Source organism: Rhizobium sp. SJZ105, assembly GCF_007828365.1.
Classification (GTDB): Bacteria; Pseudomonadota; Alphaproteobacteria; order Rhizobiales; family Rhizobiaceae; genus Agrobacterium; species Agrobacterium tumefaciens.
This window is the reverse complement of record NZ_VIUP01000023.1, coordinates 1-24,679: the sequence shown is the minus strand read 5'-3', so window position 1 is coordinate 24,679 and position 24,679 is coordinate 1. Positions and strand designations below refer to the sequence as shown.

The 24,679-nt window shown below is 52.7% G+C and carries 24 protein-coding genes and 2 pseudogenes; 11 read left to right on the top strand and 15 right to left on the bottom strand.

The features are described 5' to 3' along the window. Positions 1-452, top strand: a 452-nt coding sequence (locus FB593_RS26465) for an IS3 family transposase (RefSeq protein ID WP_145167510.1), incomplete at its 5' end; no start/stop codon positions are given. A gap of 28 nt (positions 453-480) precedes the next feature. Beyond that, a pseudogene (locus FB593_RS26460) lies at positions 481-2,172 on the top strand (response regulator); the annotation flags it as partial. Positions 2,173-2,512: 340 nt separating this feature from the next. Here the strand turns inward: FB593_RS26460 and FB593_RS26455 are convergent. From FB593_RS26455 to FB593_RS26425, 6 genes are all read right to left on the bottom strand, one after another. Beyond that, positions 2,513-2,719, bottom strand: coding sequence for a hypothetical protein (locus FB593_RS26455; protein ID WP_025591490.1), 207 nt, complete (start codon positions 2,717-2,719; stop codon positions 2,513-2,515). Between the two features lie 207 nt (positions 2,720-2,926). Next, positions 2,927-3,463 carry an NUDIX hydrolase gene (locus FB593_RS26450; RefSeq protein ID WP_145167509.1) on the bottom strand — a complete coding sequence of 179 codons (537 nt, stop codon included), beginning with the start codon at positions 3,461-3,463 and terminating at the stop codon, positions 2,927-2,929. Positions 3,464-3,961: 498 nt separating this feature from the next. Then, positions 3,962-4,486: a hypothetical protein gene (locus FB593_RS26440; protein ID WP_321186343.1), complete on the bottom strand. Its 525-nt coding sequence runs from the start codon at positions 4,484-4,486 to the stop codon at positions 3,962-3,964. Positions 4,487-4,898: 412 nt separating this feature from the next. After that, on the bottom strand, positions 4,899-6,248 hold the full coding sequence (gene gdhA, locus FB593_RS26435) for an NADP-specific glutamate dehydrogenase (RefSeq protein ID WP_111790839.1): 1,350 nt from the start codon (positions 6,246-6,248) through the stop codon (positions 4,899-4,901). An 89-nt stretch (positions 6,249-6,337) separates the two neighbouring features. After that, complete coding sequence (locus FB593_RS26430; RefSeq protein ID WP_236735657.1) at positions 6,338-7,240, bottom strand: DMT family transporter; 903 nt, start codon at positions 7,238-7,240, stop codon at positions 6,338-6,340. A gap of 181 nt (positions 7,241-7,421) precedes the next feature. Continuing rightward, positions 7,422-7,847 carry a GreA/GreB family elongation factor gene (locus FB593_RS26425; RefSeq protein ID WP_026330856.1) on the bottom strand — a complete coding sequence of 142 codons (426 nt, stop codon included), beginning with the start codon at positions 7,845-7,847 and terminating at the stop codon, positions 7,422-7,424. 519 nt (positions 7,848-8,366) lie between these two features. Here FB593_RS26425 and rnk point away from each other — a divergent pair. Continuing rightward, the gene (gene rnk, locus FB593_RS26420; protein WP_145167507.1) at positions 8,367-8,780 is read left to right on the top strand and encodes a nucleoside diphosphate kinase regulator; all 414 of its coding nucleotides are present in this window, start codon (positions 8,367-8,369) and stop codon (positions 8,778-8,780) included. A 382-nt stretch (positions 8,781-9,162) separates the two neighbouring features. On the opposite strand, the gene FB593_RS28110 is transcribed toward rnk, so the two are convergent. The 9 genes from FB593_RS28110 to FB593_RS26375 all read right to left on the bottom strand — a co-directional run bounded on the left by FB593_RS28110 (position 9,163) and on the right by FB593_RS26375 (position 17,530). Beyond that, a complete protein-coding gene (locus tag FB593_RS28110; RefSeq protein WP_145167505.1) occupies positions 9,163-9,738 on the bottom strand; it encodes a GNAT family N-acetyltransferase in 576 nt (191 codons plus the stop codon). A 2-nt stretch (positions 9,739-9,740) separates the two neighbouring features. Next, entirely contained in the window at positions 9,741-10,436 is a 696-nt protein-coding gene (locus FB593_RS26410) for a class I SAM-dependent methyltransferase (RefSeq protein ID WP_186448000.1), read from the bottom strand. Between the two features lie 140 nt (positions 10,437-10,576). After that, positions 10,577-11,179, bottom strand: a complete 603-nt coding sequence (locus tag FB593_RS26405) for a DUF3291 domain-containing protein (protein ID WP_145167501.1) — start codon at positions 11,177-11,179, stop codon at positions 10,577-10,579. Beyond that, positions 11,160-13,913, bottom strand: a complete 2,754-nt coding sequence (locus FB593_RS26400; protein WP_145167499.1) for a glutamate-1-semialdehyde 2,1-aminomutase — start codon at positions 13,911-13,913, stop codon at positions 11,160-11,162. Before FB593_RS26400 ends, FB593_RS26405 begins: the two co-directional genes overlap by 20 nt. A gap of 9 nt (positions 13,914-13,922) precedes the next feature. Further along, a complete protein-coding gene (locus FB593_RS26395) occupies positions 13,923-15,086 on the bottom strand; it encodes a beta-ketoacyl synthase N-terminal-like domain-containing protein (RefSeq protein WP_321186344.1) in 1,164 nt (387 codons plus the stop codon). 2 nt (positions 15,087-15,088) lie between these two features. After that, positions 15,089-15,649 (bottom strand): hypothetical protein, encoded by a 561-nt coding sequence (locus FB593_RS26390; RefSeq protein ID WP_210246054.1) that lies wholly within the window; start codon positions 15,647-15,649, stop codon positions 15,089-15,091. Between the two features lie 129 nt (positions 15,650-15,778). After that, the gene (locus FB593_RS26385; RefSeq protein WP_145167493.1) at positions 15,779-16,033 is read right to left on the bottom strand and encodes an acyl carrier protein; all 255 of its coding nucleotides are present in this window, start codon (positions 16,031-16,033) and stop codon (positions 15,779-15,781) included. Positions 16,034-16,048: 15 nt separating this feature from the next. Further along, on the bottom strand, positions 16,049-16,726 hold the full coding sequence (locus tag FB593_RS26380; RefSeq protein WP_145167491.1) for an SDR family NAD(P)-dependent oxidoreductase: 678 nt from the start codon (positions 16,724-16,726) through the stop codon (positions 16,049-16,051). A gap of 3 nt (positions 16,727-16,729) precedes the next feature. Then, entirely contained in the window at positions 16,730-17,530 is an 801-nt protein-coding gene (locus FB593_RS26375) for a 2OG-Fe dioxygenase family protein (protein ID WP_145167489.1), read from the bottom strand. A 184-nt stretch (positions 17,531-17,714) separates the two neighbouring features. Here FB593_RS26375 and FB593_RS26370 point away from each other — a divergent pair, with 184 nt between their 5' ends. The 8 genes and pseudogenes from FB593_RS26370 to FB593_RS26335 form a co-directional block, all read left to right on the top strand. Continuing rightward, entirely contained in the window at positions 17,715-19,100 is a 1,386-nt protein-coding gene (locus tag FB593_RS26370) for an MATE family efflux transporter (RefSeq protein WP_145167487.1), read from the top strand. 15 nt (positions 19,101-19,115) lie between these two features. Then, positions 19,116-19,952: a phytanoyl-CoA dioxygenase family protein gene (locus tag FB593_RS26365; RefSeq protein WP_186447998.1), complete on the top strand. Its 837-nt coding sequence runs from the start codon at positions 19,116-19,118 to the stop codon at positions 19,950-19,952. Next, positions 19,949-20,200 carry a hypothetical protein gene (locus tag FB593_RS26360; RefSeq protein WP_145167483.1) on the top strand — a complete coding sequence of 84 codons (252 nt, stop codon included), beginning with the start codon at positions 19,949-19,951 and terminating at the stop codon, positions 20,198-20,200. The genes FB593_RS26365 and FB593_RS26360 overlap by 4 nt, the downstream gene beginning before the upstream one ends. Beyond that, complete coding sequence (locus tag FB593_RS26355; RefSeq protein WP_145167481.1) at positions 20,200-21,069, top strand: hypothetical protein; 870 nt, start codon at positions 20,200-20,202, stop codon at positions 21,067-21,069. The genes FB593_RS26360 and FB593_RS26355 overlap by 1 nt, the downstream gene beginning before the upstream one ends. After that, positions 21,063-22,256: an ATP-grasp domain-containing protein gene (locus tag FB593_RS26350; RefSeq protein WP_145167479.1), complete on the top strand. Its 1,194-nt coding sequence runs from the start codon at positions 21,063-21,065 to the stop codon at positions 22,254-22,256. Before FB593_RS26355 ends, FB593_RS26350 begins: the two co-directional genes overlap by 7 nt. 10 nt (positions 22,257-22,266) lie before the next feature. Next, positions 22,267-23,250 carry a hypothetical protein gene (locus FB593_RS26345; protein WP_145167477.1) on the top strand — a complete coding sequence of 328 codons (984 nt, stop codon included), beginning with the start codon at positions 22,267-22,269 and terminating at the stop codon, positions 23,248-23,250. Positions 23,251-23,254: 4 nt separating this feature from the next. Then, on the top strand, positions 23,255-24,013 hold the full coding sequence (locus tag FB593_RS28105) for a MaoC family dehydratase (protein WP_145167475.1): 759 nt from the start codon (positions 23,255-23,257) through the stop codon (positions 24,011-24,013). 6 nt (positions 24,014-24,019) lie between these two features. Continuing rightward, positions 24,020-24,235: pseudogene (locus FB593_RS26335) on the top strand (IS6 family transposase); the annotation flags it as partial. Positions 24,236-24,679 lie beyond the last annotated feature (444 nt).

Below are 24,679 nucleotides of genomic sequence, written 5' to 3'. Positions count from 1 at the left end.
TCCGGACCAACGAAGGATTCGCCTATCTCGCTGTCGTCATCGATCTCTATTCCCGCCGTGTCATCGGCTGGTCGATGCAGAGCCGTCAGACAACGGATGTCGTGCTACAGGCGTTGCTGATGGCTGTCTGGAGGCGAAAGCCAAAGGAAAAGGTTCTGGTGCATTCGGATCAGGGATCGCAATTCACCAGTATGGACTGGGCATCGTTCCTGAAGCATCACAATCTGGTTCACTCGATGAGCCGACGGGGCAACTGCCACGACAATGCCGTGGCTGAGAGTTTCTTCAATCTGTTGAAGCGGGAGCGGATACGCCGAAAGGTCTATCGCTCAAGAGACGAAGCTAGGCAGGACGTGTTCGACTACATCGAGATGTTCTACAACCCGAAGCGCAAACATGTCAGAAACGGGATGCTGTCGCCCGTCGAGTTCGAAAAGCAGCAGAAACCCTAACCTGAGGGTGTCTACGAAACTCGGGGCTATTCACCACACCCTTGAGGAAAAAGTCGAGCAGCGCACTATTGAACTGAGAACTGCGCTTCTGAAGCTAGAGAAAGAAACTGTCGAGCGCGAAACCGCACAGATCGCGTTGAGGCAGGCGCAAAAGATGGAAGCGCTGGGTAACCTCACAGGTGGCGTGGCGCATGACTTCAACAATCTTCTCCAGGTCGTGAGCGGCAACCTGCAGCTTCTCTCCAAAGATATCGACGGCAACAGGCGGGCAGAACAACGCCTGCAAAATGCCTTGGCCGGCGTTGCCCGCGGCGCAAAGCTGGCATCGCAGCTTTTGGCCTTCGGCCGCCGTCAGCCGCTCGAGCCCAAAGTCGTCAATGTTCGAAAACTCATCCAGAATATGGACGATATGCTGCGCCGGGCACTGGGCGAAGAGATAGAACTCGAAACCGTTGTCTCCGGCGGGTTATGGAATACGCTGATCGATCCGAGTCAGCTGGAGAACGCCATCCTTAACCTGGCAATCAATTCGAGGGACGCGATGGAAGGCCGCGGACGATTGACAATCGAGACCGGAAATGCGGTTCTCGACGACAATTACGCCCGTTCGCACGACGATGTCCGTCCCGGACAATATGTACTCGTTGCAGTGACCGATACGGGGTCAGGAATATCGCCAGATATCATCGAACATGTCCTGGAACCGTTCTTCAGCACGAAAACGGACGGGAAGGGAAGCGGCCTCGGTTTGTCGATGGTTTACGGCTTTCTTAAGCAGTCCGGCGGCCACCTCAAAATCTACAGCGAGGTCGGGCATGGGACGACCATGAAACTCTATATGCCGCGCACGGTGCAGGTCGAAGACAGCCTGAGTGATCCAGAGGCCATTGCGGTGACGGGTGGCACTGAAACTGTTCTCGTGGTGGAAGACGATGACGGCGTTAGAGAAACATCGGTGGCGCTGCTGACGGACCTTGGTTACCGCGTCCTCCAAGCGAGAGACGCACAGTCCGCATTCGCCGTCGTCAGCAGTGGCGTTCAGATCGACCTGCTGTTCACGGACGTCGTGATGCCGGGCCCGCTGCGCAGCACAGATCTTGCGAGGAAGGCCAAGGCTCAGTTCCCTGGCATGGCCGTGTTATTTACCTCAGGCTACACCGAAAATTCGATCGTCCACGGCGGCCGGTTGGACGCTGGTGTCGAGTTGCTATCCAAACCCTACACGCGCGAGGCACTGGCCCGCAAAGTCCGCCACGTCCTGAACAACGCGCAGCAACACAGGATTGCCTTGCAACGGATGGAGCGCCAGGAGCCCACGCCTGCACCCGAGCAGGAGCCGCGTGATAGCCGCCCAACGGTGTCCGCAAAACCGCATGTCCTTATCGTTGAGGATGAGCCGCTTATCCTGATGTCGACGGTCGACATGGTAGAGGAGCTTGGTCACACGGTGCACGAGGCTAACTCAGCGGAAGATGCCCTCAGCGTCCTTGAGACCAACAGGATCGACATGTTGCTGACAGATGTCGGTCTGCCCGGCATGTCCGGGATCGAACTTGCAAGGCACGTAAGGGAACGCTGGCCAAACGTGCGGATCGTTTTCGCAAGCGGTGACGACAACGCCAAGACAGCCTCGGGCATTTCCGATGCGCAGCAATTATCCAAGCCTTTCAGTATCGATGGGCTGCGACAGGTGTTGGGTAAGGCCGATCGGACCTTGTGACCGCAATTTGGCTGGCATGGCTCGCGCACGGGTATAACCACGTTTGCCATCGCGCTGTTTGGCGATGGCAGCCTGCCACTTGCGCAAGGTTGAGTATCCAGTCCCACCTGCGCTGTTGACCGCCGGGTCATCACGATTGTGGGACTGGATCTGTGGAGATACCTCGATGCCCCTGGGCGAGCGAGGCCTCGGCACTCTTCGCCGGTCAATGCGCCTTTCGGTTCTTATCCAAAGTCGACGCCCGCGCGGCGTAAGGCATAGCCCGACCGACAAGAACCGCGCGGCAAAGAACACCACCAGCTCGATCCGGATCAGCCGTACGCCGCGGGGCACGAGATCACTAGAGGCTGACGCCCTCCAGTTTCGCGATCAGCGTGTTGCGATCCTCGACCGATCTCAATCGCACCGTTAGAGCTTCGCTCTTAACCGGTACCTGGGGCGGCAGAGAGACGGCAATGCCGGGAATATTTTCGGCAGCCCACCGCCTGAAACGAGGCAACTTGTTGGGGCCGCTGATAGGAAGGGTGTGAATATATCTGAAAGTCATGACTGCTTCTTTCCGAATGCGGGCGATGCCATGGCACAGGCGGCCAGGTTTGCTCCGCAGTTTTCGTGTCGGGTTGCGAGAAACCTGACGCCAATGTCGCGGTCGCAACTATTGGCGCCAGGCAATCAGCGTCCGGCACTAACCCTTCGGATAGGAAAGATATAACGCATGGTGAGCGCGAAACCCGTTAGCTCCATCGTCGGCATGTCAGACACCAGAACCTTGCCGCTCGGTCAACCCCAGGATCAGGCGGCCAGAGTGACGGCGGGCATGCCAGCACCCCGGCTCGGCATCGAGCTTCCGTACAAAATCGGCAAGCGCGATATCACCCAGCCTGTCCGCCGCCGATTGTGGAGAAAACCATCGTCTTTTTCGGTGCGCTTTTTCGCGCCAGTGGGTCAAAGTGCCACGCACGTTCATACCGAATATCGTGACACAGCAGACAAGCTGAGGCTTATCGTTGAGGGTCTTGATATATCTGTATGTCATTACCGGAGCCGGGGACATGTCGCCAATAATTCCTGCCACCTTAAACGCATGTCGCGAGGCCATGACGAGGGGCGGACGCGCTTTCACGAGCGGACCATTGGGCACGATCCAGCGCACGCGCTCACGGTCCGTGACAAGCAGCACCTTGCGCTCGCCGTCGCGCCCGATCCGCCAGGGAAGTACTCCGACCTGCTGCAACTGACCTCTGTCATCAGGTGACGAGACGATCCGGCTTGCTGTCGTAGCGCGTGTCATTGTCCCGCGGTCTCCGCAAGCCAGCGAAAGGGCAGCCGGAACTCGTTGCGCTTGCAACTATGAGGCTTGCGTGCGGCTCTCAGTGGAACGGAGGTTTCACACCAAGGGCACCGGGCGGCGGCACCCGGCAGTTGACGGTTGCAGGCAGGACAGACTGGAAGGGGGCGAGGGTGGGACATTAAAACGCTCCATGGCTACGTCGCGCGAGCGACGCATAACGAACCGCACTTTCAATTGCGTGGTTCCCGGAGCGGCTGGGTCTATGGCGGCGTTAAAGGTTCAGTGCTGCCAGCTCCGGGTTAGGGAACGTGCCTGATCAATAAGCCTGAAAAATAGGGATTTCATGGTCGTTTTCATGATGCTTATCTGGGCAAGGATCGCGTTGCCTGCAAGGTGACCTTTTGCCGCACGATAGGAATGATGTCGGACCATTCGCGCCAAATCGTACGTGAACGAACCTTGTGACATCCACTCAGCGGCAACAAGTTCTGCGTCACTTTATGGCCTTACTGTCAGACCCAGAGCTTTTCGCTTGAACGCGCGGACGGCGATCGAGACATTGATGGAGGTTTTGCAGACGTAGCTGTTATCTAACAACAGACCTGACCGGTCGTTGCACAGCACTGACGATTCGAGCGCCTGCTCAGCTAGGTTGCGCCCCCACTCGTTGTAGAAGAACGTGCTTCCATCGGTAAAGCCAAGCCCGGTGCTCTGGTATGTCGGTCGAGCTTGTAGCGATCTTAAGGCGGCAAGATAAGCGGCATCGTTGTCCGACCTGCGTCCAGCGATCAATGCTTTTCCCAGAGATTTCCGATCGATGCTGGGACGCCTCCAAATAATGAAGCGGTTCTCAACCAGATCAATGTACTCATCGAGACCAGCAACGGGGATCGAGTGGACGGCGACAGGTTGATAGAACATGAATGGATCGCTCTCTTCGGCGGCCGCATTCGCCCGGAAACACATAACCGCTTCGAGCGATGCCACTATCTCCGGCCAGGCTTTTAGGACGGAGGAAATCACCTGAGGGGCGACTCCAGCCTTTCGCCAGAGTGCATGTATTAAAGCAAGAGCAATCCACCGTGGCTCGCCTGTCGTCTCGTTAGCCGCGTTAGCAATCGGTGCAAGGCAGGCCTCGTCCCCACATAGGATAGCGGCTACGTCAGCCAGAGTAGCATGATCAAGACCAAAATTGGTCTTGGCAAGCAGGGCAGGAAACAAGGTGGTAACCTCTGAAAAACACCCTGTTCTCAACAAAGAGAACAAAGACCAGTGGAGCGACTGACTTGGCGAACGACCCGATCGCACGCGTGCGATCGGGTGGCGCTCCTGCTTTGAGGCGCAGCGGCTCCGGTCTGGCTTGAGGTCCAATAATCATCACCGATGCGTTCCTCCCGGACAGCATGAGTCGAGCTGGGCCGCCGCTCGTGATCGCCTAGATGACCCCTAACGCGTCCATAGCTTCCGCGACCCGAACAAATCCGGCGATGTTTGCACCAAGGACGTAATCCCCCGGCGCGCCATATTCCTCGGCTGTTTCCGCGCAGACATCATGGATCGCACTCATGATGTCTGCGAGGCGCGCCTCCGTTTGCTCAAACGTCCAGCTGTCACGGGAAGCGTTCTGTTGCATTTCCAAAGCAGACGTGGCGACCCCTCCTGCATTAGCGGCCTTGCCAGGCGCGAACATGACGCCTGCCGCCTGAAACAACCTTACAGCCTCGGGAGTCGACGGCATATTTGCACCTTCTCCCACCGCGATGACGTTGTTTCTGACGAGCGTCTTTGCGTCTTTACCAGTCAGTTCGTTCTGCGTTGCACAGGGCATAGCCACGTCACAGGGGACATCCCAGATTGATCCTCCCTCTACAAAGCAAGCGTCCGACCCCTTGAGCTTCACGTATTCCGAGATGCGTCCTCGGCGGACCTCCTTGATCTCCTTGACCAAGGCGAAATCAATCCCGTTTTCATCAACGACATAACCGTTTGAATCGGAGCAAGCGACAATCTTCCCGCCGAACTCGCTTACTTTTTCCATTGTATAAATTGCAACGTTGCCCGAACCAGAAACCGACACACGCTTTTCTGAAAAGTCCATTCCCTTGGAGGCCAGCATCCTGCGCACAAAGTAGCTCGCCCCATAACCTGTCGCTTCTTTGCGAGCGCGCGAACCGCCATAGAACAGGGCTTTCCCGGTCAGGACTCCCGCCTCAAATCGATTGGTGAGCCTCTTGTACTGGCCAAACATATAGCCAATCTCACGACCGCCGACACCGATGTCGCCAGCGGGAACATCGGTGTATTCGCCAATATGTCTATGAAGCTCAGTCATGAACGACTGACAAAAGCGCATAATTTCGCCATCAGATCGTCCGCGCGGATTGAAGTCGGATCCGCCCTTCCCTCCACCGATGGGCATACCGGTCAAGGCGTTCTTGAACGTCTGCTCGAATCCGAGGAACTTGATGATACCGACGTTGACCGAGGGATGAAACCGAATGCCGCCCTTATAGGGACCCAAAGCAGAGTTGAACTGCACGCGGAATCCGCGATTGATTTGGACCTGACCGTTGTCATCCACCCAAGGCACACGAAAGATGATCTGCCTCTCCGGTTCACAAATCCGCTCGATAAGGGCGTTTTCCGCATAACGCGGATGTTTAGCAATGACTCTTCCAAGGCTCTCCAGGACTTCGCGCACGGCCTGGTGGAACTCGAACTCTCCTGCGTTTCGGCGCAAGACTTCATTGAGAATGGGTTCGAGTTTTTCGTCGACGTGAACCATCAAATACTCCGTTTTTTTAATAGCTTAAGGAAGATCGGCATGGGCAAGGCAGCCTGATCACTGCCGGCGAGGGTGACTGCCTTGGCTCGTCAGACATCGGGGTTCTTTGACCTCACTCGCTCGGACATCATCGCCTGGAAGTTCGACAGCAGGATTATGCATCCGCCGATGACGACCCAGGCGTCTACGCCTTCTCCGTAAGCGTAGAACCCGACGACCGCAGCCATGGGTACACGCAAAAAGTCGATAGGCATGATGACAGATGCATCGAGGCGCTTAAGCGCCTGTGCCTGGCAGTAATGCGCACTCAAGGCACCAACGCCGGCAACCATCATCCACGGAATATCGGACAGGCTAACGTCCCTCCAGTCCGTCAACGCGGCCAGCAGTCCCAGCGGCAGTTGAATGAGGATCATCCAGACCACGATGATTGCTGGTGAGCATTCTTTCGTGAGCTGCTTGACGAGAATTAAGGAAAGCCCATAGCCGGCGGCCGCCAGCAGCACTAAACCAGCAGCCGGATCAATGACGCCGAATCCTGGACGCACTATCACCAGAACACCGATGAAACCGCCAAGGGTTGCGAGAAGCCGAGGCCCGGTTAGCTGCTCCTTGAGAAAAAGCCAGGCGAAAAATGCGACCCAGATCGGCATCGTAAATTCGAGTGCAAAGACCGAGGCCAGTGGGAGAGAGACCACGCCAATGGTCCAGAAATACTGGGCGGTGAAGTGAACGACGTTTCGGGCGAGATGCCTTGGAAACAGTTTCTTCTGAAGGATCTGCGGCAGGAGTGACCGTCCCACCAGCAAAATTACGCCGAGACCGACGAGAGCCCGGAAAAACAGCACCTGTCTGATCGACAAGGTCGATGCGAGCTCGCGAGACCCGACAGCCATGCTTATGAAGGACGCCATGCTCAGCGCCATCCAGCCAAGTCCCTGCGCAAAACCTGCCCGCCCCCGCATTCCAGTAAAATGTGTGTCTTTTTCCATGATTGCTCCGGACAGCTTGTGCTGCCGCGATAAGGGAAGCCTTGGTCCACTTTTGTTGGCCAAACATCTGAAGCACCATACGAAACAGATGTTGTTGGTGCGTTCAAAGGGCGGAGGAACGTGCGCAAGCAAGCGCAGACATCCGGTCCTGCAGACCTTTCTTGCGTCGATATCATCGCGTTCAGAGGTGGCTGAAGGCTTCCGCGGCTGCTCGTCGTAAACCGGCACGGCCGACCCGGACGACAGTCAATTGATTTCTGTGTCCATCGCGAGAATTCCACTCCCCGCGCTGCCCGGGCTTAAGGCCCAAGAGCGCCACGCCAACAGGCGTCAATACAGACAAGCGGCCCGCGTCTGCCAGCACTTCATTCGGGAGAACAAGGGTAACCTGGCGTTGCTGCCCCTCTACATCATACGAGACAGTTGATCCTAGGCAGACCGTGTCGAGCGAGACCTGTTCGTCTGCCAAGACCCAGGAGTTTTCCAGCTTCTCACTCAAGTCGGGGCCGACGTCGAAATCATTGGTCAGGGCCACGAGCGTCAGGCGGCTAAGTGTGTGAAAGTCTGTTGCTCCGATTATGGGCATGGTTTGGCTGAGTGAAGACATGTTTATTGTGACCTGCGCAACAACCCCATCGCTAGAGGAAGGGCGTTGACTTGTTTGAAGAGAGACTTGCCGCAGATGGTAAGGCGAACGTGTTGACGTAGCCACTCTGGATCCGGCAGGCGACAGTGGCTGGACCCGGTTACGATCCTGCGATGGGGCAGACCCTGAAAGCGCTCACTGCGCGTCTTTTGCTCTCGTTCAACATCAACCTAGCATTTATGGAAGGTGCCATGAAGTCAAGGGCACTTGCCGAGATCAAAAGCGCCGGGCAGCGTCTCACGGAGCGCTTCTTGACTTCCCCCTCAGGCATGCCATGATTAGGGCACCATGTTGAAAATTGGCAATTCACATAAATTTCGCCTCTGCCGAGAGTATCCCGTCGAAGGATACTAGCCCGGGACGTAGACTGCTGTCGCGCGTCTGAACCCGGGCTTTGATCCTGCGGGATTGCGCGACCTCACCCTCCACAAGCAGTCTTTTTAAAACGCAGCTATTCGGCCGCGGTACGAGGCATATGAAATGAACACCACTGATTACACAAAGCCGTCCATCATCGTCCGGCAGACTGACCACGCTCGTCTGACCGCTCTTGCACTGGCGGCACCGGGGCGCGACCTCGACGATGCCGAGAAGTTGCTTATCGAACTTGAGCGTGCTGATGTCGTAGAGGATGACCAGTTCCCCGCAGACGCAGTGGCGGTCGGGTCGACGGTATCCTACATGACGGAAGGCGGAGCCAGAAGGACGGTTACTCTTTGTTACCCCGGCCTCGCCGACATCGAACGCTCAATGGTCAGCGTGCTGACCCCGATTGGAGCTGCTCTTCTTGGTCTTTCTCCCGGGCAGCAGATCGAGTGGAACGGTCGCGACGGGCATACACAAAAGTTGACCGTCCTTGAGGTGACGGCCGACCTAAAGGTCAACGCCTCTTAAGACCCTCATTCCGGATGATACGAGAACCCGTGCCGCTTACTGTCCTTCTGAGGCTCATAAGCCATACTTCATGAAGGATCACTTTTCAGGGGGCAGACCACACAGGCTACATCAATTGACCCACCTTGCGCAGGCGGGGTAGATTAACTGCGTCCGGAAAACCTAAATCGCTCATGAGAGAGTGTCATTTCGCCCCCCCAGCCGGAACCGACCCCTGGATGCAAGACCGAGGAAAATAGAAGCTTTCGATATCGCGAGCCAATCGTTGTGGGATATCGAAAGGACTCCTGCGCGCCATTCGAGGCTCACTGTCAGTTCGATCTTAGCGTACGATTTTTAGCAAATCTTGTTCCGACCTCTACTTCACGTCGTGATCCCCTGCTTAGACCCGACGAAACTCCCTCATCCTTCGGTATGAAATAGGTCCGGATACCTTCTGGCTTAGCTTTAGCATCACGAAGTTTTCGTGCTGTGAACCGTCAAGAGGAAAGTAAATCGAGCCTATCCTTTTAAAATTACGTTTCTGGTAAAACAAAATTGCCCGGGCGTTCTGCGCGTTCACCGACAACCAATACGTATCAATTCCAATACCACGCAGGTTTTGATCTAGGCGCTCCAACAGACGCGTTCCAATACCTGAATTCTGGTACCGTTCCTGAACGTATAAGGTTGTTACTTCGCACTTCACACTCGGGCTACCAGGACATTTAGTGTCCATGTGGGCACGCAAGTAACCGAGTAGGTTCCCCTCCAGCTCGCATTTTAAGACTATCTGATTTGCATCTTGCAGGTGCTGAAGAAATTTCTCAGGCGCAAATTCTGTTAAAACAAAATCAGCGTATGATTTTACTACGCCCCTAGTAGCATAAGTATGTAACCAGACGCCTATGGAGAGAGCTGATAACGCGTTAACATCATCGCTATTAGCAAACTCTATTTTTATGTTCGACTCCGGCATTTTCACAGCTTGGCGTATACAGTTGCGGTTTTGAAACCATAGAGGTCCGAAAAGTCATCGATCCGAACGCTCTGTACTAAGAACCCTTCTTCCTCCAATACGGCGGCGTAGTTGTGCGACCACGAAAATTCAGAACCTCCCGCCACCCCTTCTGACGAGGGCAAAGCATCAATCTCGAAATAGAGTGGTTCCAACATTATCGCAATGTAGAAGCGATCAAAGCGAGCTCGAATTGAGGAAAATAACTTTCGCAAACTTTCCGGCGAAAAATACTCAAAAACCCCGCCGTTCACAATAACACAACCATTTTCAGAAGCGTCTTGTTCCACCCAATCCTGACCTGATCGAAGTTGGAAATGAAGTCCAGGGACTCGCCTCTGTGCCAGCCTTACTCGGTGTTCGGATATATCGATCCCGGTCAAGTCGATCTCCGGAAACGATTTAGAGAGTTTTGCGAGGAGGTATCCATCGCCAGTGCCGATCTCGCAAATATGCGATGGACTGCAATGACGAATAAATTCCTCACACTCACGATAAACTCTGTTAAACACCGGCAGGTACTCCCTGCGGTATCTCGTGAGGTCGGCACCTCCAGCTGCCACAATCGCGGTATCAGTTGCCCTGCGCCATCTGTCCTTGTGAAGAGCCTCCAAGGTGACTGGTCTAACTGTCGCCAAATGACGTATGTATTCTTCCACGCAGCTGCTCCACCACGTATAGTCTGGGCCTGCCGCGCCCTTATCTATTAAATATCGAAAGTAACTCGGATACACTTGCCTTATGCTGGCTCCGATGATTCTCTTAGCCCTAACCGCAGTTTTTGATGTAATGATCCTGGTCATTTACGACCGTCCGTTTTTCTGGAATCTAAGCGGATGTCACTAAGCTGGAGCGGTGCGCCGAACTCATCATATGGATTTTTGAACGTGAATGCCTCCGGCGAGATACCGGACCGCCATAATTTCTCTAATCGCGACGCGCCTTCTTCCCAAGTCGGCTGTTCAAGCGTCCACCACATTGCATAGCCGGGCTCTTCCATTTCCTGAAAATAATTCCGGCGGTTTGCAAGGCCGCGGAGGTGCATTCCCGAATAGACAAAACTGTAGAGGCTGCTGAGATCAATCCAGCATGAAAGCGCTGAGGCTTCCTGCACTGTCTCAATGGTTACCCCACCAGCGTAGTATTCGGGCGCAGTGAACGCTCCCCACCTTCCCCAATCTCGCTCAAAGAACGATAGGTGTTCGTTGCGATCTACTGGATGCGCCACACCTAGACATCCAGGCGCTTCATCTGCCTGTCTATATACTGCCTGTGTCAATATCAGAAACGGCCGCATCTCTTCCGCAGCAAGCGGATGATTCGTTCTCGCAAAGTTTACGACAGCAAGCCGTCTCGTTCCATTGGCTTTAGCATCTCTATCGCTACCGTTTGACTGACTCACCTATCACCTCAATCAAATCTGACATCGCTTTTTCTGAAGTTGCAGGAGTGAGGTAGTTGCACTCCACAATGTCAGGCGCCAGATGGATATGCTTCTTCCGGGCCTTCTGATATATCGTTGTATACAGTGACCTGTCCTGCGTGTTCAGATCGTGCTCAGAACGGATGTCGTCTTCAGTTCCGGTGAGTTTGAAGCTAAAGACACCGCCATGCAGACAAACCGACTCCGCTGCTTTCTTTTCACCTAACTCGCCTACCAGACCGTTCCAGAAGTACGATGCCTTCTGCGCTATCTCCGCATAGACGGTCCCTGTTTCCAGCTCATTCAAGACGGCTAAGCCAGCAGACATCACCACAGGATTACCTGAAAAGGTTCCTCCTTGGTATACCTGCTGCGTCGTTAGAAGCTTCATGATCTCTCGCCCACCTCCGTAAGCGCCCACAGGAAGGCCGCCGCCAATTATCTTTCCAAATATAGTCAGGTCGGGCTTGACCTCGGGAATGTGGTTCACCGGCCCATAATTGAAACGGAAACCTGTAATCACTTCATCATAAACCAGCAGCGCCCCAATCTCGTCGCATATTTGTCGAAGGCCGTGAAGGTATTCAGAGGAAGGCTTCAAGATAGTCGCGTTGCACATGATCGGCTCGATCAGGATGCAAGCAATTTTAGTTCCATGCTCAGCTGCTACAGCGCGGATCTGGGAAATATCATTCACGTCAACAAGTATGTTGGTGTCCTGAGCTCGCGGATCGATCCCTCTTCTGAGAGCTTCTTCTTGCACAGCGTCCTGCACAGAGTCGGCGTGACCATGGTACCCGCCCCTCATTCGAACCACAGAGGTCCTACCAGTAAACGCCTTAGCTAATCTCACGGCCGACATAACCGCTTCCGTGCCGCTATTAACAAATCGTACCTGCTCAAGATGAGAAGCGCTGGCGCACAGGCGTTCTGCAAGCTCAAGCTCTATGGCTGATCCGGTTGCGGTTACTTGGACATTTTCGGACGTCGAACGGATCGCTCGCACGACGCTTGGATGTGAGTGACCTAGGATTACGGGACCAAAACCATAGAGAAAGTCTCTATATGTCTGGCCATCGGTGCAATAGAGGAGTTCACCCTGAGCTTTTTCTACAAAAAGGGGATTACTGTGAACGTTTTTACACGCTCGTAGCGGGGAACTTACGCCTAAGGGAATGACATGCTCTGCTCGCTGTTGAAGATCCTCGAAACCGGGTTCTGCCAACAATTTTTCTTCAGGTTTAGCCATTCCACTACTCCGTTTAACTGTCTTTCCGTTGGGATTAAGTCCAATATTCGACACGTAATTCACTTCACGAGGAATCATATTCCAAGGCAGACGTTTCCTCATAAAGTCCCAATATCCATCAATGGGCGCACTCGCTCCTGTTTGAAGAGTAGCTTTAAGTTGCATCCTGCTGCTACTCGCCGCAGCCGTTACCACGGCCCGCTCTACGTCAGGATGTGTTTGTAGTACGGACTCAATTTCACCCAACTCTATTCGGTGACCATCGATCTTTACCTGCCCGTCTCTCCGTCCAAGAAAAACTACTTCACCATCGGAAATGCGGCCAAAATCACCGGTGAGATAAAAGCGCTGGGTTGTACCGCCCACGGGCGCGAGTACGAATCTCGCCTCATCCCCTCCTATATAGCCGTCAAAAACACCAGGCCCACTAATCCCAATCTCTCCAGTAGCATTGGCCTCTGCTAGGTTTCCTTGGGCATCAAAGATACCAATGCAGTGATTATCTATCGGCTTCCCTAAAGATGGAGCTTCCTCGATTTCTTCAACAAACATCTTCTGAGTAGCGGCAATCGTCGCTTCGGTAGGCCCATATCCGTTGAACACGAGTTGCGAATGGCCGATCCCTATATTGATAGCCCGTCGCGAAATTGGCTCTCCTCCAAAACTGATGAGACGCAATTTTTTGTTCAGATGCTCACCCACTCTGAAAAAGATTGATTGTGGTAGTTCGCATACAGTTACCCCAGTCAGGTCCATAAGCTTAGCGAGTTCGGCAGGGTCCTTACGTTGTCGTTCGCTTGGAAGAACGAGGGCTCCGCCATTCATGAATGCCAAACTCAGTTCCTGAAACGACACGTCAAATGAAGGCAGGGCATAAGCTAAGACCCTATCGTCTGCAGCCATCAAATAGAGCTTGCTGAGCGCTTTTCCATAATGAGATAGTGCTTCGTGAGTGATCGGCACGCCCTTCGGTACGCCTGAGCTTCCGGATGTGAATAGTATGTAGGCGACGCCGGATCGGTCATAAAATTTCATTTCACTCGGTGGTTCTTGCGCTAAGGACTGCAAGACGATTGAGGCTTGGTCCTCTGCGTCATGAGCAACTTTTGATTTGAAAGATACATGCCAACGTGCTTGCACTTGGCGAGCAACATGCTGAACGCGATTCTGCGCCTCGAAAGGACTAACTGGGACGGCGATAGCCCCGACCGAAAATATTGCCAGAAGCACCACCAACGATGAGCGCGTCCTCGTAGATTGCAAAATCACAGGCTCGCCTGGCGCAACTCCCTCCTCTTTTAAGAGGTCCCGGGCAGCAAGTACGTGGCCGAGCAATTCCTTATATGAAAGGTGTCCGGCTGCATCCACGATAGCCACCGCATTCGGAGCCCTATCGCACTGCTCGCGAACCGCCGAAAACAAAGTTGTGGTGGTATATTGAACCTGCGGCCCACAAATCAGCATTCTCTGGCCCTAAGTCGCTTTGAAAATGGACACTGAGTTGGTGCCCCCGAAACCAAATGCGTTGTTTTGAATGAAGAGCTCCCCAGCTTGCGCGATGACCGGATCGGGGGAAAGCTTAATTGGGTACTCCAGTTCCTCTTCGCTAATGGCGTTGGGAGGTAGTTTTCGCAATCTGGCGGACAGGGCTGAAACAACATTGCCTAGCGCTCCCGCAACCCCCATAAGATGACCGGTTAATCCCTTGATTGCCGCAATGTCCGTCTCAGCATACGCTTGAGCGAAATACGCTGCTTCTGCCGCGTCATTCGCACGGCTTCCCGTTCCATGCGCGAATAAAAAGCCAATCTGTGACGACTTCAACCCCGCCAACTCAACCGCCCGCGCCATACAATTAGCGATGCCTTGCGGCGACGGGTTCGTAGGGTGCGAAGCATCATTCGAACTGAAAACAGTAAGAAGCTCGGCGTACGGGATCCGCTTAGCCTTACTTTGCAACACAAGAACAGCGGCACCCTCAGATATTGTTATATATTTACGGCGTTTGGAAAAAGGCCGGCAGGGCTCATCACCGAGAACACCTAACGTCTCGAACCCCGCAAAAATGCGCTCTGAAAACGCGTCGGTCGCGGCGACTAGGACTGTGTCGAACAAGCCGTCGCGAATAAGGCCAAGCCCGATCTCGAGGGCTGCATTTCCGGAAGCGCAAGTGTTATGAACCGTAATAACTTCAAGAGGAAACGGGCCGACGGACGCCAATGCACGGCCGTAATTTGAGGCGGACTGAAGATCATATCTATTTCTTTGGCCGGTCTCTTCTCGTCTCTCCCAACAGAAGGGACGAAGATGTGGCTCTAAGTTTCCTATGATGATGGCGGCCCTGCCTGCGTCTGCAGAACTAGTTAGCCCCGCATCTGACATCGCTTGGAGCGCTGCGTACCGCAAGTACATGCTAGAAATATCGTCTCCAGCTCTTGTCGCGCCTAGCCTTTCAAGTTCCTCGGCTAGCTCCCCGATGACTTCTGTAGAAATCCTACCGCAAAACGCTTCGTATTTCGAAGTGCGATAGCATCCTTTGTGAAGTCGGAAGCAATTACGCTTATTGAACAATCCATCGAGAAGAGCCTCCGTGCCCAAACCGAAAGGGGTAACCACGCCCACGCCTGAAACGAACACTGTCAACGTGGAATCTCCCTTATTGTCCGAGTTTTAAGTTCGGCACCGTTGATGCGGTAGACCATCTGACTTACTTCGCCAGAGGCAAGACTACGTAAAGATTGCAACTCCGCTTCAACAGGGAAGGATTGCGGCGGGGACGAAGCACCATCGAATTGAAACTCCAGATCCATAATCTCGCTGGGTTCCAGCCGAAGATAGGCGACGCCGCCGCAGAGCTCGTCTCTCAACTCCCAAAAAACGTGTGCGCATGCATTGCTTGCGCTAGCGAATTGCGCGGCAGCTACTAGGGAAAATAGAAGCCCTTTTTCAAGTCCATCAATGGTTATGTTTCCACCCTGAGCACCTTTTAAGATGTTCAGCGTAGTCGCGGCAGTGCTCGTAGTAGCCACAGCGAAGTGTTGAGCGGAGGGACCGCCTCCTTGCGGATCTATGCAACTCTGCTCAAAGGCCGAAATAGCATCAATATTTCCAGCAGTTATTGAAACGATAATACGATCTCGAACATCTATGTTTGCTTCTGCAGCTAAGCAGAGACACTTTCGGGTAAAGTCATCCCGCAACCCATCTCCTTTGGCGGGCAGAGGTGAGCCCCGCCCAGACCTCAATTCATTTTTGAAGCATTGGAACCGATCTGGTTCCAATACACGCAGGTCGCGCAAAGCCACACGATACATCTCAACACCAGTCGTTCACGGTCTTGAGCCGTTGACTGTCTCCTCAGTGACGCTGAGCAAATCGCTCACGGTCGTCACGTCGACCATGTCTGCTTCATTGAAAACGATACCATAATGGCGCTCAATCCCCACTATCACGTCGATACGGGCTAATGAGTCTATACCGAGATCCTCACCTATATCATCAGATGGACGGATCTCCCTCGACTCATCGAGTTCGCCCACCCGTTTCAGAATATTGTGGACAATGGTATTGATGTCGTCAGACATTGTTCGATTTCCCTTTCACATAAGTCCGCCGTGGATTTCCAAATCTGTTGCAGACAGGTAAGAAGAATTCTCGAGTACTCCCAGGCAAAAGCCGGCGATCTCCGCCGGATTCGCGATCCGTTTGCAGTCAATCATTGTCTCAACGCGGCTTCTTTGAACTGGGGAAAGGTAGTTGATGAAGCCGCAGTCAATAAAACCTGGCATGACGGTGTATGATCGTATGCCTTTACTCGCATACTCCTTCGAAACGCCTCGTGCGAAGGCATTAAGGCCAGCCTTCGAAGCCGCGTATGATGCCGTGCCGAAATTGCTTCTCGAAGCGAGACCTGATGAGATATATTGGAATATCCCGAAGCCTTGCCTTATGTAATGAGGAAGAATAGCCTTAGTAACGCGAACTGCCCCCAACAAGTTAACGTCCAAAACGATTTTCCAATCCTCCATGTCGGCTTGGCCGGTAAGCTTTGGGCGATCTATGGCACTGCAATACACTAAGGCATCAATTCCTCCCAATCGCTCCAATGCTGTTTTGACTCCTTTCTCAACGCTCGCTTCGTTAGTGACGTCGAGATGCAGAAGTGAATCGCCTCCATTGGAGTTAAAAGTCCCCACTACCGAATGTTCCCTTTCTAACGCTGCTTTGGATATCTGCTCTCCCAGACCGCTGGAGGCCCCAATCACTAAAATTCGCATCGGTCACCGCAGCGCTTCACGCATTGGTGTGGTATCCACCAGTAGCGTATATCTGAAGCCGGTTTGATTTCCCGGCGCGAGCAAGACAGGCGACACGCCATGCGAGACGGCCTCGTCCTTGACGCCAAAGCCGGCAAGTGGCTCGCTAAGAGTGAACCGCTCAGTCGCCTCCGGCCCTAACTCTTCCGGCCGCTTACCGCTATCTTCCACTTTGCCGATAAAACTTTCGCCGCCCTCGATGTTTTCGCGGGCTACGAGTATGACGAAGTCAAATGCTTCCCCATCTTGATGCATGACCGCTGGAGAGACATCTGCCCTCGGTCTTTCAGTGGACACAATCTGCGCCACCATATGTATCCCAACCGAGATCGGATACCGAGCGTCTTCGTTAAACCATTCAGTCTGAGTTACGGCGGACCAGGCGCAAAGTTGCAGGACTGGATTCCGTAATACCTCGTCTGGAATTGCGTGGAAATACCTGTACTGGCCTACATGTTCCGGATTATGCGAGGCCTGGTAGTAAGGTGCTTTAGGCCGACCGTCGGCGTCAGCGATTTCCTGAATCCAGGAAATGGTTTTGGTCCAGGGTGTATAAATACCCCGTCCGTAACGCCGATATCGAGTCCCAGCTTTATCGTATGGGTCAAGTGGCATTTGGCGGTAAGCATCAATTAAGCTATCTAGCGCCCTCTCTATCCCAAGTTGCTTGACCGTTTCGTTCAAGGAGAAACGGCGGTAGCCGGCCGACCAAATTCCAGAACTAATTTCTGATTGAAGAAAAGATGTGTCTGCGTTGATATTCATAGGATAATACCCTCCCAGATAGCTAACTCAGCTCCGCTTCCAACCCTGACTAGATAAATTCTGGAAGTCAATCTGGCAAAATCTACCACTTATTCACAAAATTGTGAGTTGATAAGCCTACTCCTAGTTGCTTCTTTCGAACAGACTGCAGGGCCGCCAAAATCAATTTTCTAATGGAAGTTGCATGGGTAACCGTTCGCTGAACTCGTTAAATGTCTTGCGCGAAGTCATAGTGACCTCTGGCCCGCTTATGTTGGCGATGTCAGGTTACGCGCTCACGATGATCGTAGACCGCATATGTTTAACGCTGCACTCGAAAGAGAGCCTGGAGGCCTTTGGGCCGTCTGTTTTCACATCAATGACGATGTTGACATTCGGGACTGGCTTCGTCTTTTCCATGCAAGCGTACATAGCCTCTTCCTCAACAGAGGGTGGCGCGCCGGTCTTCGAAAAACGGTTCGGCGACACTGTTGCGATGGCGGGTGTTGTAGCTGCCATTGTGACAGCCTTTTTTCCTGTTATTATTTTTGCCACAGCAGTAAGCGGGCGGCCAACAGCTGTCGTCAATTTAGAGCAAAGTTATCTATTGGTAGCTTGGGCCTATATTCCAATAGTTATATTCAATACGGCCTGGACATGCCTCTTCACAGCCTTGGGAAAAACTTCAATTGTTTTTAGGACCAACTTCGTCGGGCAGACAGTCTCCGTCTTAGCGTCAATACTTTTGATTTTCGGTATCGGCCCCCTGCCAGAACTGGGAATTATAGGAAGTGGGATCGGGACGTTGCTCGGTACTGCGCTAATATCGGTAGGATATTTTGTGCAAGCACCGGCGCCATACCGGAAAGAATTGAAAACCACGTTCACGTACCCCGTGGCTGCTCTGGTGAAAATCCGGACAAGGATCAAGAACGGCGTGTTTGTTGGGCTGACGGACGCGTCCGACGAGGCTGGCAATACAGCAATAATGTGGGCAACAGGCCTACTGGGTGCGGCGTCATTGGCCGCTAATAATTTCAATATCATCCTAAATTGGATAGCAGTCTTACCGATGATCGGTCTGGGCGACGGAGCAAACGCGATTGCCGGGAAGAAAGCGTCCGCCGGAGACCGTGAAGGCGTTCAACAAACACTTCTCGCGTCGATTGGCCTCGCATGGTTGTATGGCGCAATAATAACTGTCTCACTTTATGTCGGAGCCACGCACGTTTCGGATGCCTTTTCACTTCGAAACTACGGTGCAGACGTTTGGGCGATGTCGATTGGAATCACTCAAATACTATGGCTATACGCGGCTGCATTTGGATTATCGTATCCGACAGCTCGTGTACTGCAAGCCGTGGGCTTGAGTTCTTTCGTCCTCAGAACGAGGCTCTTCGTCATGTTTGGCTTAAGCGTTACAAGTGCGTTTTGGATTTCGACCACCTTTCCCCACGAACAGAACGCAGTTGTCTACATTTGGATTTCGCTATCGCTGTTCGAGCTGCTTGTCGGGATCGTTTTGCTAGCCCGACTTACCCTCTGGGCGCGAACTCCGCGCCGCGCTGAGCTTCGAATTAACACTAATTAAATGAAAGGTAATATCATGGATCTGCGAAGTGAACAGTTCATATTGCCCGAAAACGCAGCGAACGAATACGAGGTCAACGGCGTATATCACGCAAAATCGTTAGTTTCCTCCACTTGGTTAGAGAGGTTGCGCGAAGTTATTGATAGAGAGATGGCGGAAGCCAAATCAAAACATTTCGCATTCAAGAGTGCCGATAGAGGGCGCTTTGTGGGGTCACAAGATATATGGCGCACCGACGAAGTGTGCTCGGAATTCTGCCTCAAATCCGAACTTCCACGCGTATGTTCCGAGTTAACGCACTCGACCCGGATAAACTTGTTTTTCGACCATCTTTTTGTGAAGGAGCCAGGTTCGGGTCATGTAACGAGTTGGCATAATGATTTTCCGTACTGGCCGATAAAAGGCGATCAAATAGTAAGCTCTTGGGTGGCGCTAGATGATGTGACTGAAGAGAATGGAGCATTAACATTCGCATTAGGTTCGCACCGTTGGAACGCTGCTCTCCAGCCGGCGACTTTTGCTGAGAAAGAAGGGAGTAAATACTCAGATAGCGATCTTGAGAAGTTAGTCGGGAGCTTGGGCTTTTCTGAAACACCACAATTTCGAATGTTCGAGATGCAAGCTGGTGACTGCTTGTTCTTCCACAGCCATGCTGTCCACAACGCGGGGGCAAACCGATCGCTGGACAAGCTCCGCCGCGGTTACGCCGTTCGTTATACGGGTGATGACGTCGTCTATGATCCTCGTGCTGGCGTGCACAAGATGATGCTAGAGCCAACATTAGTTGCGGGAGGGCCGATCACAAGCACCCGTTTTCCTCAAGTCTGGCCTCAACACGAGGAACGGTCATGAGAATCGATTCAGATCATCTTCAAACTGCTCTGGACAATGCGCTCGATCTGCTGCGATCTGAAAAACAGTTGGGATCGTCGGCGGGCCTTTCTGACATCATTGAAGATTCCCTTGATCTAATGAACATTCTCGTCGCCGTCGAGGACGAAGTAGGTGTTTCGCTCAACGACGATCTAATTTTCGAATTAGATCTGACGTCGAAAGAAGCGTTTGTCAGGGGATTACAGAGCATGGTCATGAGCTCGTGATGTCTGGGCAAGTTGATGCGCCTTATGGCCCGACATCAGTGAACTGTGTCTTGAATTCACTCCGGATTTGCTCAGAGCGGGATGATCCGATCGGAGATTTGCTCTTTGGCGGGCTCCTCTATGCTGGTGTCGATGACGATCCTTGCCAGGGGACATTGGCGAGGGGATGGCAATATATCCGTACGCTCTCTGGAGCCGTTGATATCGATCAGTTTTGGGACAGCGTGACGGTCTATACGGACGAGACCCTAAGGGAAGCGTTGTTCACCAACTGCCAAGCAACATGGCGATTGGTGGACATCGACAAAAGCGCGCTCCGAGAATGGTGTCATCTAGAACACTCTGAAGTCGATTCCGGCCATACTTTCATCATCGAGCAGGGTAATTCCGATCTCTTCGGAGTGGACTCGACCGCCTTCAGTACAACGAGGGTATCAAGGAAACCGCTCGAAAACAGACTTAAATGCTATCCAGTCCAATTGAGGATATTTGACTGGGTTTCTTTCAAGGGTCAACTGGAGTCTGTTAGCGCAGGTGAGCGCTTCGAGCGAAAATCCAAACTAGCATTACAAAATATTGCCTTTGTTGAAGAGCTTGGAGAGCGATGCAGCGGGCCATTGCGGGCGGCAAACCATAACGAGCTTCATCGCGCCGCTTCCACGCTGCTTTTGGCATTATCAGATTATCGATTTTGGTCCTCACACGGCCTACGGTCATCGGATGCTGCACAGCCACTCAAGGCCGCCACGCTATCTCACTACGGCGCACTCAGAAGGCTGGATGAAGCTCGGTGCGCAGACCGAGCTATCAACCTATCGATACATATCTTGGAATTGTGCAAGAAGCTCAGGGGGTTTTTAGCATGGTGACAGTCGTGCTGGGTCGCCAAAAGGACTCTCCTTGTTACGTCGAAGATTCACATAGGACGAAGCGAGATGTTCAATTTTACTACAGAACTAGATTTCAGGTTGGTGATGCAGCGGAAATTCTCCGCGACATCAGAAAGTCGACGAACGGTAACGTCACCGACGTAATCACTTTCGACGATGGTCTTCAAGTCATCGCCGATGCAATCAAAGCAGCTGCTGACTTACCACATCGTGATCTTCGGCTACTGGAGATACTGTCAGACAAAACTCGTTTCAAAAAGCTCCCGTTTGGTGAGATTATTGCTCCCTATTTTGAAGTGTCACTCGACTTGAGTATTTTTGATATTAAATCACGAATTGCGGACCGGTTTGGTTACCCAGTCGTCGTGAAGCCCTCAAATGCGTTTTACAGCGCGGGCGTGATACGGATAAATTCGGAAGATGAGTTAGCAGAGGGACTGAATGTCGCGCGTCGGACTGCGCGCCTAATGAAAATATCTCGTGGATCTTCTGCAATCATAGTAGAGAAGTACATCCCTGGTGACGAATACGCCGTAGATGGGTTCGTGGTTGATGGCAAGATTTACTGCATCCAGGTTCACGAGAAATGGCCGAAATTAGTTGGGCCTAGGTTCCACGAGCAAGCTTATATTACATATCCAGCCTCATTCCACGAACCGAATGTGCAAAGTGCGGCCCGTTTCGCCGCCAGCGCTCTAGCAATGTGCGGTTTAGATAATTCGCCGTTTCACCTAGAAATCCGAAAAGATGCGCAAAGAATGTACCTGCTCGAGATCGCCGCTCGTCTTTCCGGGGGAGGAACGACTACGCAGCAGCTTGCGATGATAACCTCGGGGATCAATAGCTACGGAGTCCTGGACGCTGTAAACAGGCGTAAATTCACCGAGTCAATGCTCGTTCCGACATTGGCGAGAGTAGGTTTGGAGGTCGATTTTGCTGTCAGTAAACCAGGTCGGTTAGACGGCGTCCAAGCAACCCACTCAATGTGTCGTGACCTCGGGGCACATGCCGTATTCCAGTTCAAAAACGACGGTGATCGCATGCTCCGAGACGGAGAGTCGGTTGAAGCATGCCTGATAGCATACTTCGGCGTATCTCACCGGAACCAGGCTATCGAACTCTTTGAGGAGGTGATGTCCAAATCCACTATTGGAACCACTGGATAAGGGGGCTGATATGATGCCATTAAACAAATTCGTTCGCACTGAAACCCTTAACTGCTTTACGGGTGGTATCTCATACATTGCCAGAAACAATGAACGTCCGATTTCCGAAGAAGAACTTATGCTCTGTGGAACGGGCTTCCAATTTCGATCCGATTTTGACGAGTATGGTTATCCTGAATTCATCTTCAACGTGATAGGAACGAGCGAGGTCGCCATATCTAGTTGGAGAGGTGACCTCCTAAAGGAATACGTTCCCTCATCTGACAGTGCTCTAGCCTTTGTGATGCAACGTTTAAAGTTACACCCTCTAATAGTATGGGTTAACTCACGATATATGTCGTACTCTGATGTTTATTTTAATAGAGATCCATACATTCACGCAATAGTTCTTGAATCTTACGATGAAACAACAAATCTGTTTAAATTGTTTGACCCGTTGGTCATGGATCGCTTCCGGATGGAAGGCAGCGCATTTCTGCCCTCCACACACCTCGTCGAAGCCCTCACAAAAACTGTAAAGGGAAATGAACTAGCACCAGAAATGGGCACTGCGTACACGTTGCAAATCAACAACGCGGATTTCTCTAAGGTGGTTAAGGTCGATCAAGAACTCTTGCGGCAAGCTCATGCCAACATCACCGATCCTGAACATGCTTGCGCCGTTGAAAAGTACCGGAGGCTCTGCGTCAGAGCTCTCAAGTCTGATGACGCTCATGCTCGTCAAGCTGCGCGCCGGCTTTTCGACCACATTAACGTTCTATTTGTGGTTCCCAGCTTTACGTATCTAAAAGGTTTTCTGGCTTGCTCACCACCCTATCGCAACTCCCTTGAATTCGCGGAGCGGGCTGAGCGCAGTTGGCGAGAGCTTTCGATTCTAGCTTTGAAATTTCAGGCCACCGGCCGCGCGGAACTGATCAATCAAATTGACGGAAAATTTCGAGTCATATCGAGACTACACGATTTGCTTTGGAAAGAGATCGTAGCGAGGGCGTAATATCATGATATTTTCATCCCGAATGATTGATCAATGGGCTGAGTATTCCGGAGATCGAAACCCCGTGCATTTTGACAGAGAGCTTGCCACGAGCATGGGGTACCCACGCGAGTTTTGTCACGGATGGCTCGCCTTACTGTTTGTCAAATCTGAAGTCACTACCCGCCTCGCGGCCTCGTTAAATGAAGACATTGCGGTTGATTTTCGGTTTCGGTCGCCAGTTTACGTTCGGGAAGACGTGTCTTGTGAGATGGACAAGAATGAAACGCGGTATGATATCGATTTGGTAAACGCTAGCCGTCAAAAACTTGTCACAGGCGTGCTTACTCCTAAGCCGTTTAACAATGCCATAGACGGTGCTCACAGGCTCCATGGTCTCGGGCGGGCCGACCGTAGTCTTCCAGATTTTGGGTTTCCCGTCGTTCCCTGGGTAGAGGCTGAAGCTTACGCGTTCCAGCAGATGTTACAAAAATACCCAGGCAAGGAAAGGATTGGAGTTGCGGACGACATCTTTGCAGAACACTTAAAAGATAGCCGGGAGAGATGGGTTCTCCTCCATACGAGGCACGAGTCGGACGTATCGCTTGGCTTACTTCAACTTACACGCTTCGACGGTAGCATGGTTCGAGAAAGCGTTTGTGAGTGGTCCAATCCCATTCCAGTTCCCAGCGGCTATTACTGTTCGATTACGCTGCGTTTGTCACTTTATACGCAAGGTGGGTTGGTTTCGAGGATCCACCTCCTGATGAAAAGAATAAACTAGTACCTGGGGCATGTTCTGAAGGCTCTGTTGCAAATATTCTTGATGGCTGCGAGGAGGCTTTCGTATGCATGCCTCAAGCGCCTGATGCGTAAGCTGTTGAAGAGCCAGGGCCGAGGACCGAGAGTGATGATCACCGACAAACTGCGATCCTACGACGCAGCAAAGCGAGAGATCATGCCCGGTGTCGAGCACCGTTCGCATAGCCGCATCGACAGCCTCTCCTGTTCAACCGGAATCGCCCACCACATCCCATCCTCGTCGGAGGCGTAGCGATGTAATGATCGAACTTGGTCGGGGTCGGCGCGTCCGCGTGGATAGCGACATCGATACTGAAGCGCTTGGCCGTATTCTCGACTGCGTGCTGGGGTTAAGATGATCCCGGTGTCAGTACCGGAGCAATACTCCCCAATAGTGCCGTTTGAATCTTCCCCAGGTGCTGCGTCCGCTGGTTTTCCGGGGCGCGCCCCGGAAGACCAGCGGCGCGTCATCGTCAATACTCCTTCCGATGGTCGGAAGGGGGATATTGGTGATCAAGCTGAGGGAGACGATCATGATCCTGGAACTGCATCAGCGTGAGCGTCCGGTGAGCTGTTTTTGCTGATCGGGAAAATCAGGCGATGTTCTGGCATTCGAACCAGCATTAGTGCTGACATTAATACCAGAACA

Bases quoted from the DNA above. Each gene is read 5' to 3' on its own strand.
- FB593_RS26365 (WP_186447998.1), top strand. From the start codon at position 19,116: ATGGATCTGCGAAGTGAACAGTTCATATTGCCCGAAAACGCAGCGAAC.
- FB593_RS26375 (WP_145167489.1), bottom strand. From the start codon at position 17,530: ATGAATATCAACGCAGACACATCTTTTCTTCAATCAGAAATTAGTTCT.
- FB593_RS26380 (WP_145167491.1), bottom strand. From the start codon at position 16,726: ATGCGAATTTTAGTGATTGGGGCCTCCAGCGGTCTGGGAGAGCAGATA.
- FB593_RS26400 (WP_145167499.1), bottom strand. From the start codon at position 13,913: ATGCTGATTTGTGGGCCGCAGGTTCAATATACCACCACAACTTTGTTT.
- FB593_RS26370 (WP_145167487.1), top strand. From the start codon at position 17,715: ATGGGTAACCGTTCGCTGAACTCGTTAAATGTCTTGCGCGAAGTCATA.
- FB593_RS28110 (WP_145167505.1), bottom strand. From the start codon at position 9,738: ATGCCGGAGTCGAACATAAAAATAGAGTTTGCTAATAGCGATGATGTT.
- FB593_RS28105 (WP_145167475.1), top strand. From the start codon at position 23,255: ATGATATTTTCATCCCGAATGATTGATCAATGGGCTGAGTATTCCGGA.
- FB593_RS26355 (WP_145167481.1), top strand. From the start codon at position 20,200: ATGTCTGGGCAAGTTGATGCGCCTTATGGCCCGACATCAGTGAACTGT.
- FB593_RS26350 (WP_145167479.1), top strand. From the start codon at position 21,063: ATGGTGACAGTCGTGCTGGGTCGCCAAAAGGACTCTCCTTGTTACGTC.
- FB593_RS26430 (WP_236735657.1), bottom strand. From the start codon at position 7,240: ATGGAAAAAGACACACATTTTACTGGAATGCGGGGGCGGGCAGGTTTT.
- FB593_RS26385 (WP_145167493.1), bottom strand. From the start codon at position 16,033: ATGTCTGACGACATCAATACCATTGTCCACAATATTCTGAAACGGGTG.
- rnk (WP_145167507.1), top strand. From the start codon at position 8,367: ATGAACACCACTGATTACACAAAGCCGTCCATCATCGTCCGGCAGACT.
- FB593_RS26450 (WP_145167509.1), bottom strand. From the start codon at position 3,463: ATGACACGCGCTACGACAGCAAGCCGGATCGTCTCGTCACCTGATGAC.
- FB593_RS26360 (WP_145167483.1), top strand. From the start codon at position 19,949: ATGAGAATCGATTCAGATCATCTTCAAACTGCTCTGGACAATGCGCTC.
- gdhA (WP_111790839.1), bottom strand. From the start codon at position 6,248: ATGGTTCACGTCGACGAAAAACTCGAACCCATTCTCAATGAAGTCTTG.
- FB593_RS26455 (WP_025591490.1), bottom strand. From the start codon at position 2,719: ATGACTTTCAGATATATTCACACCCTTCCTATCAGCGGCCCCAACAAG.
- FB593_RS26345 (WP_145167477.1), top strand. From the start codon at position 22,267: ATGATGCCATTAAACAAATTCGTTCGCACTGAAACCCTTAACTGCTTT.
- FB593_RS26425 (WP_026330856.1), bottom strand. From the start codon at position 7,847: ATGTCTTCACTCAGCCAAACCATGCCCATAATCGGAGCAACAGACTTT.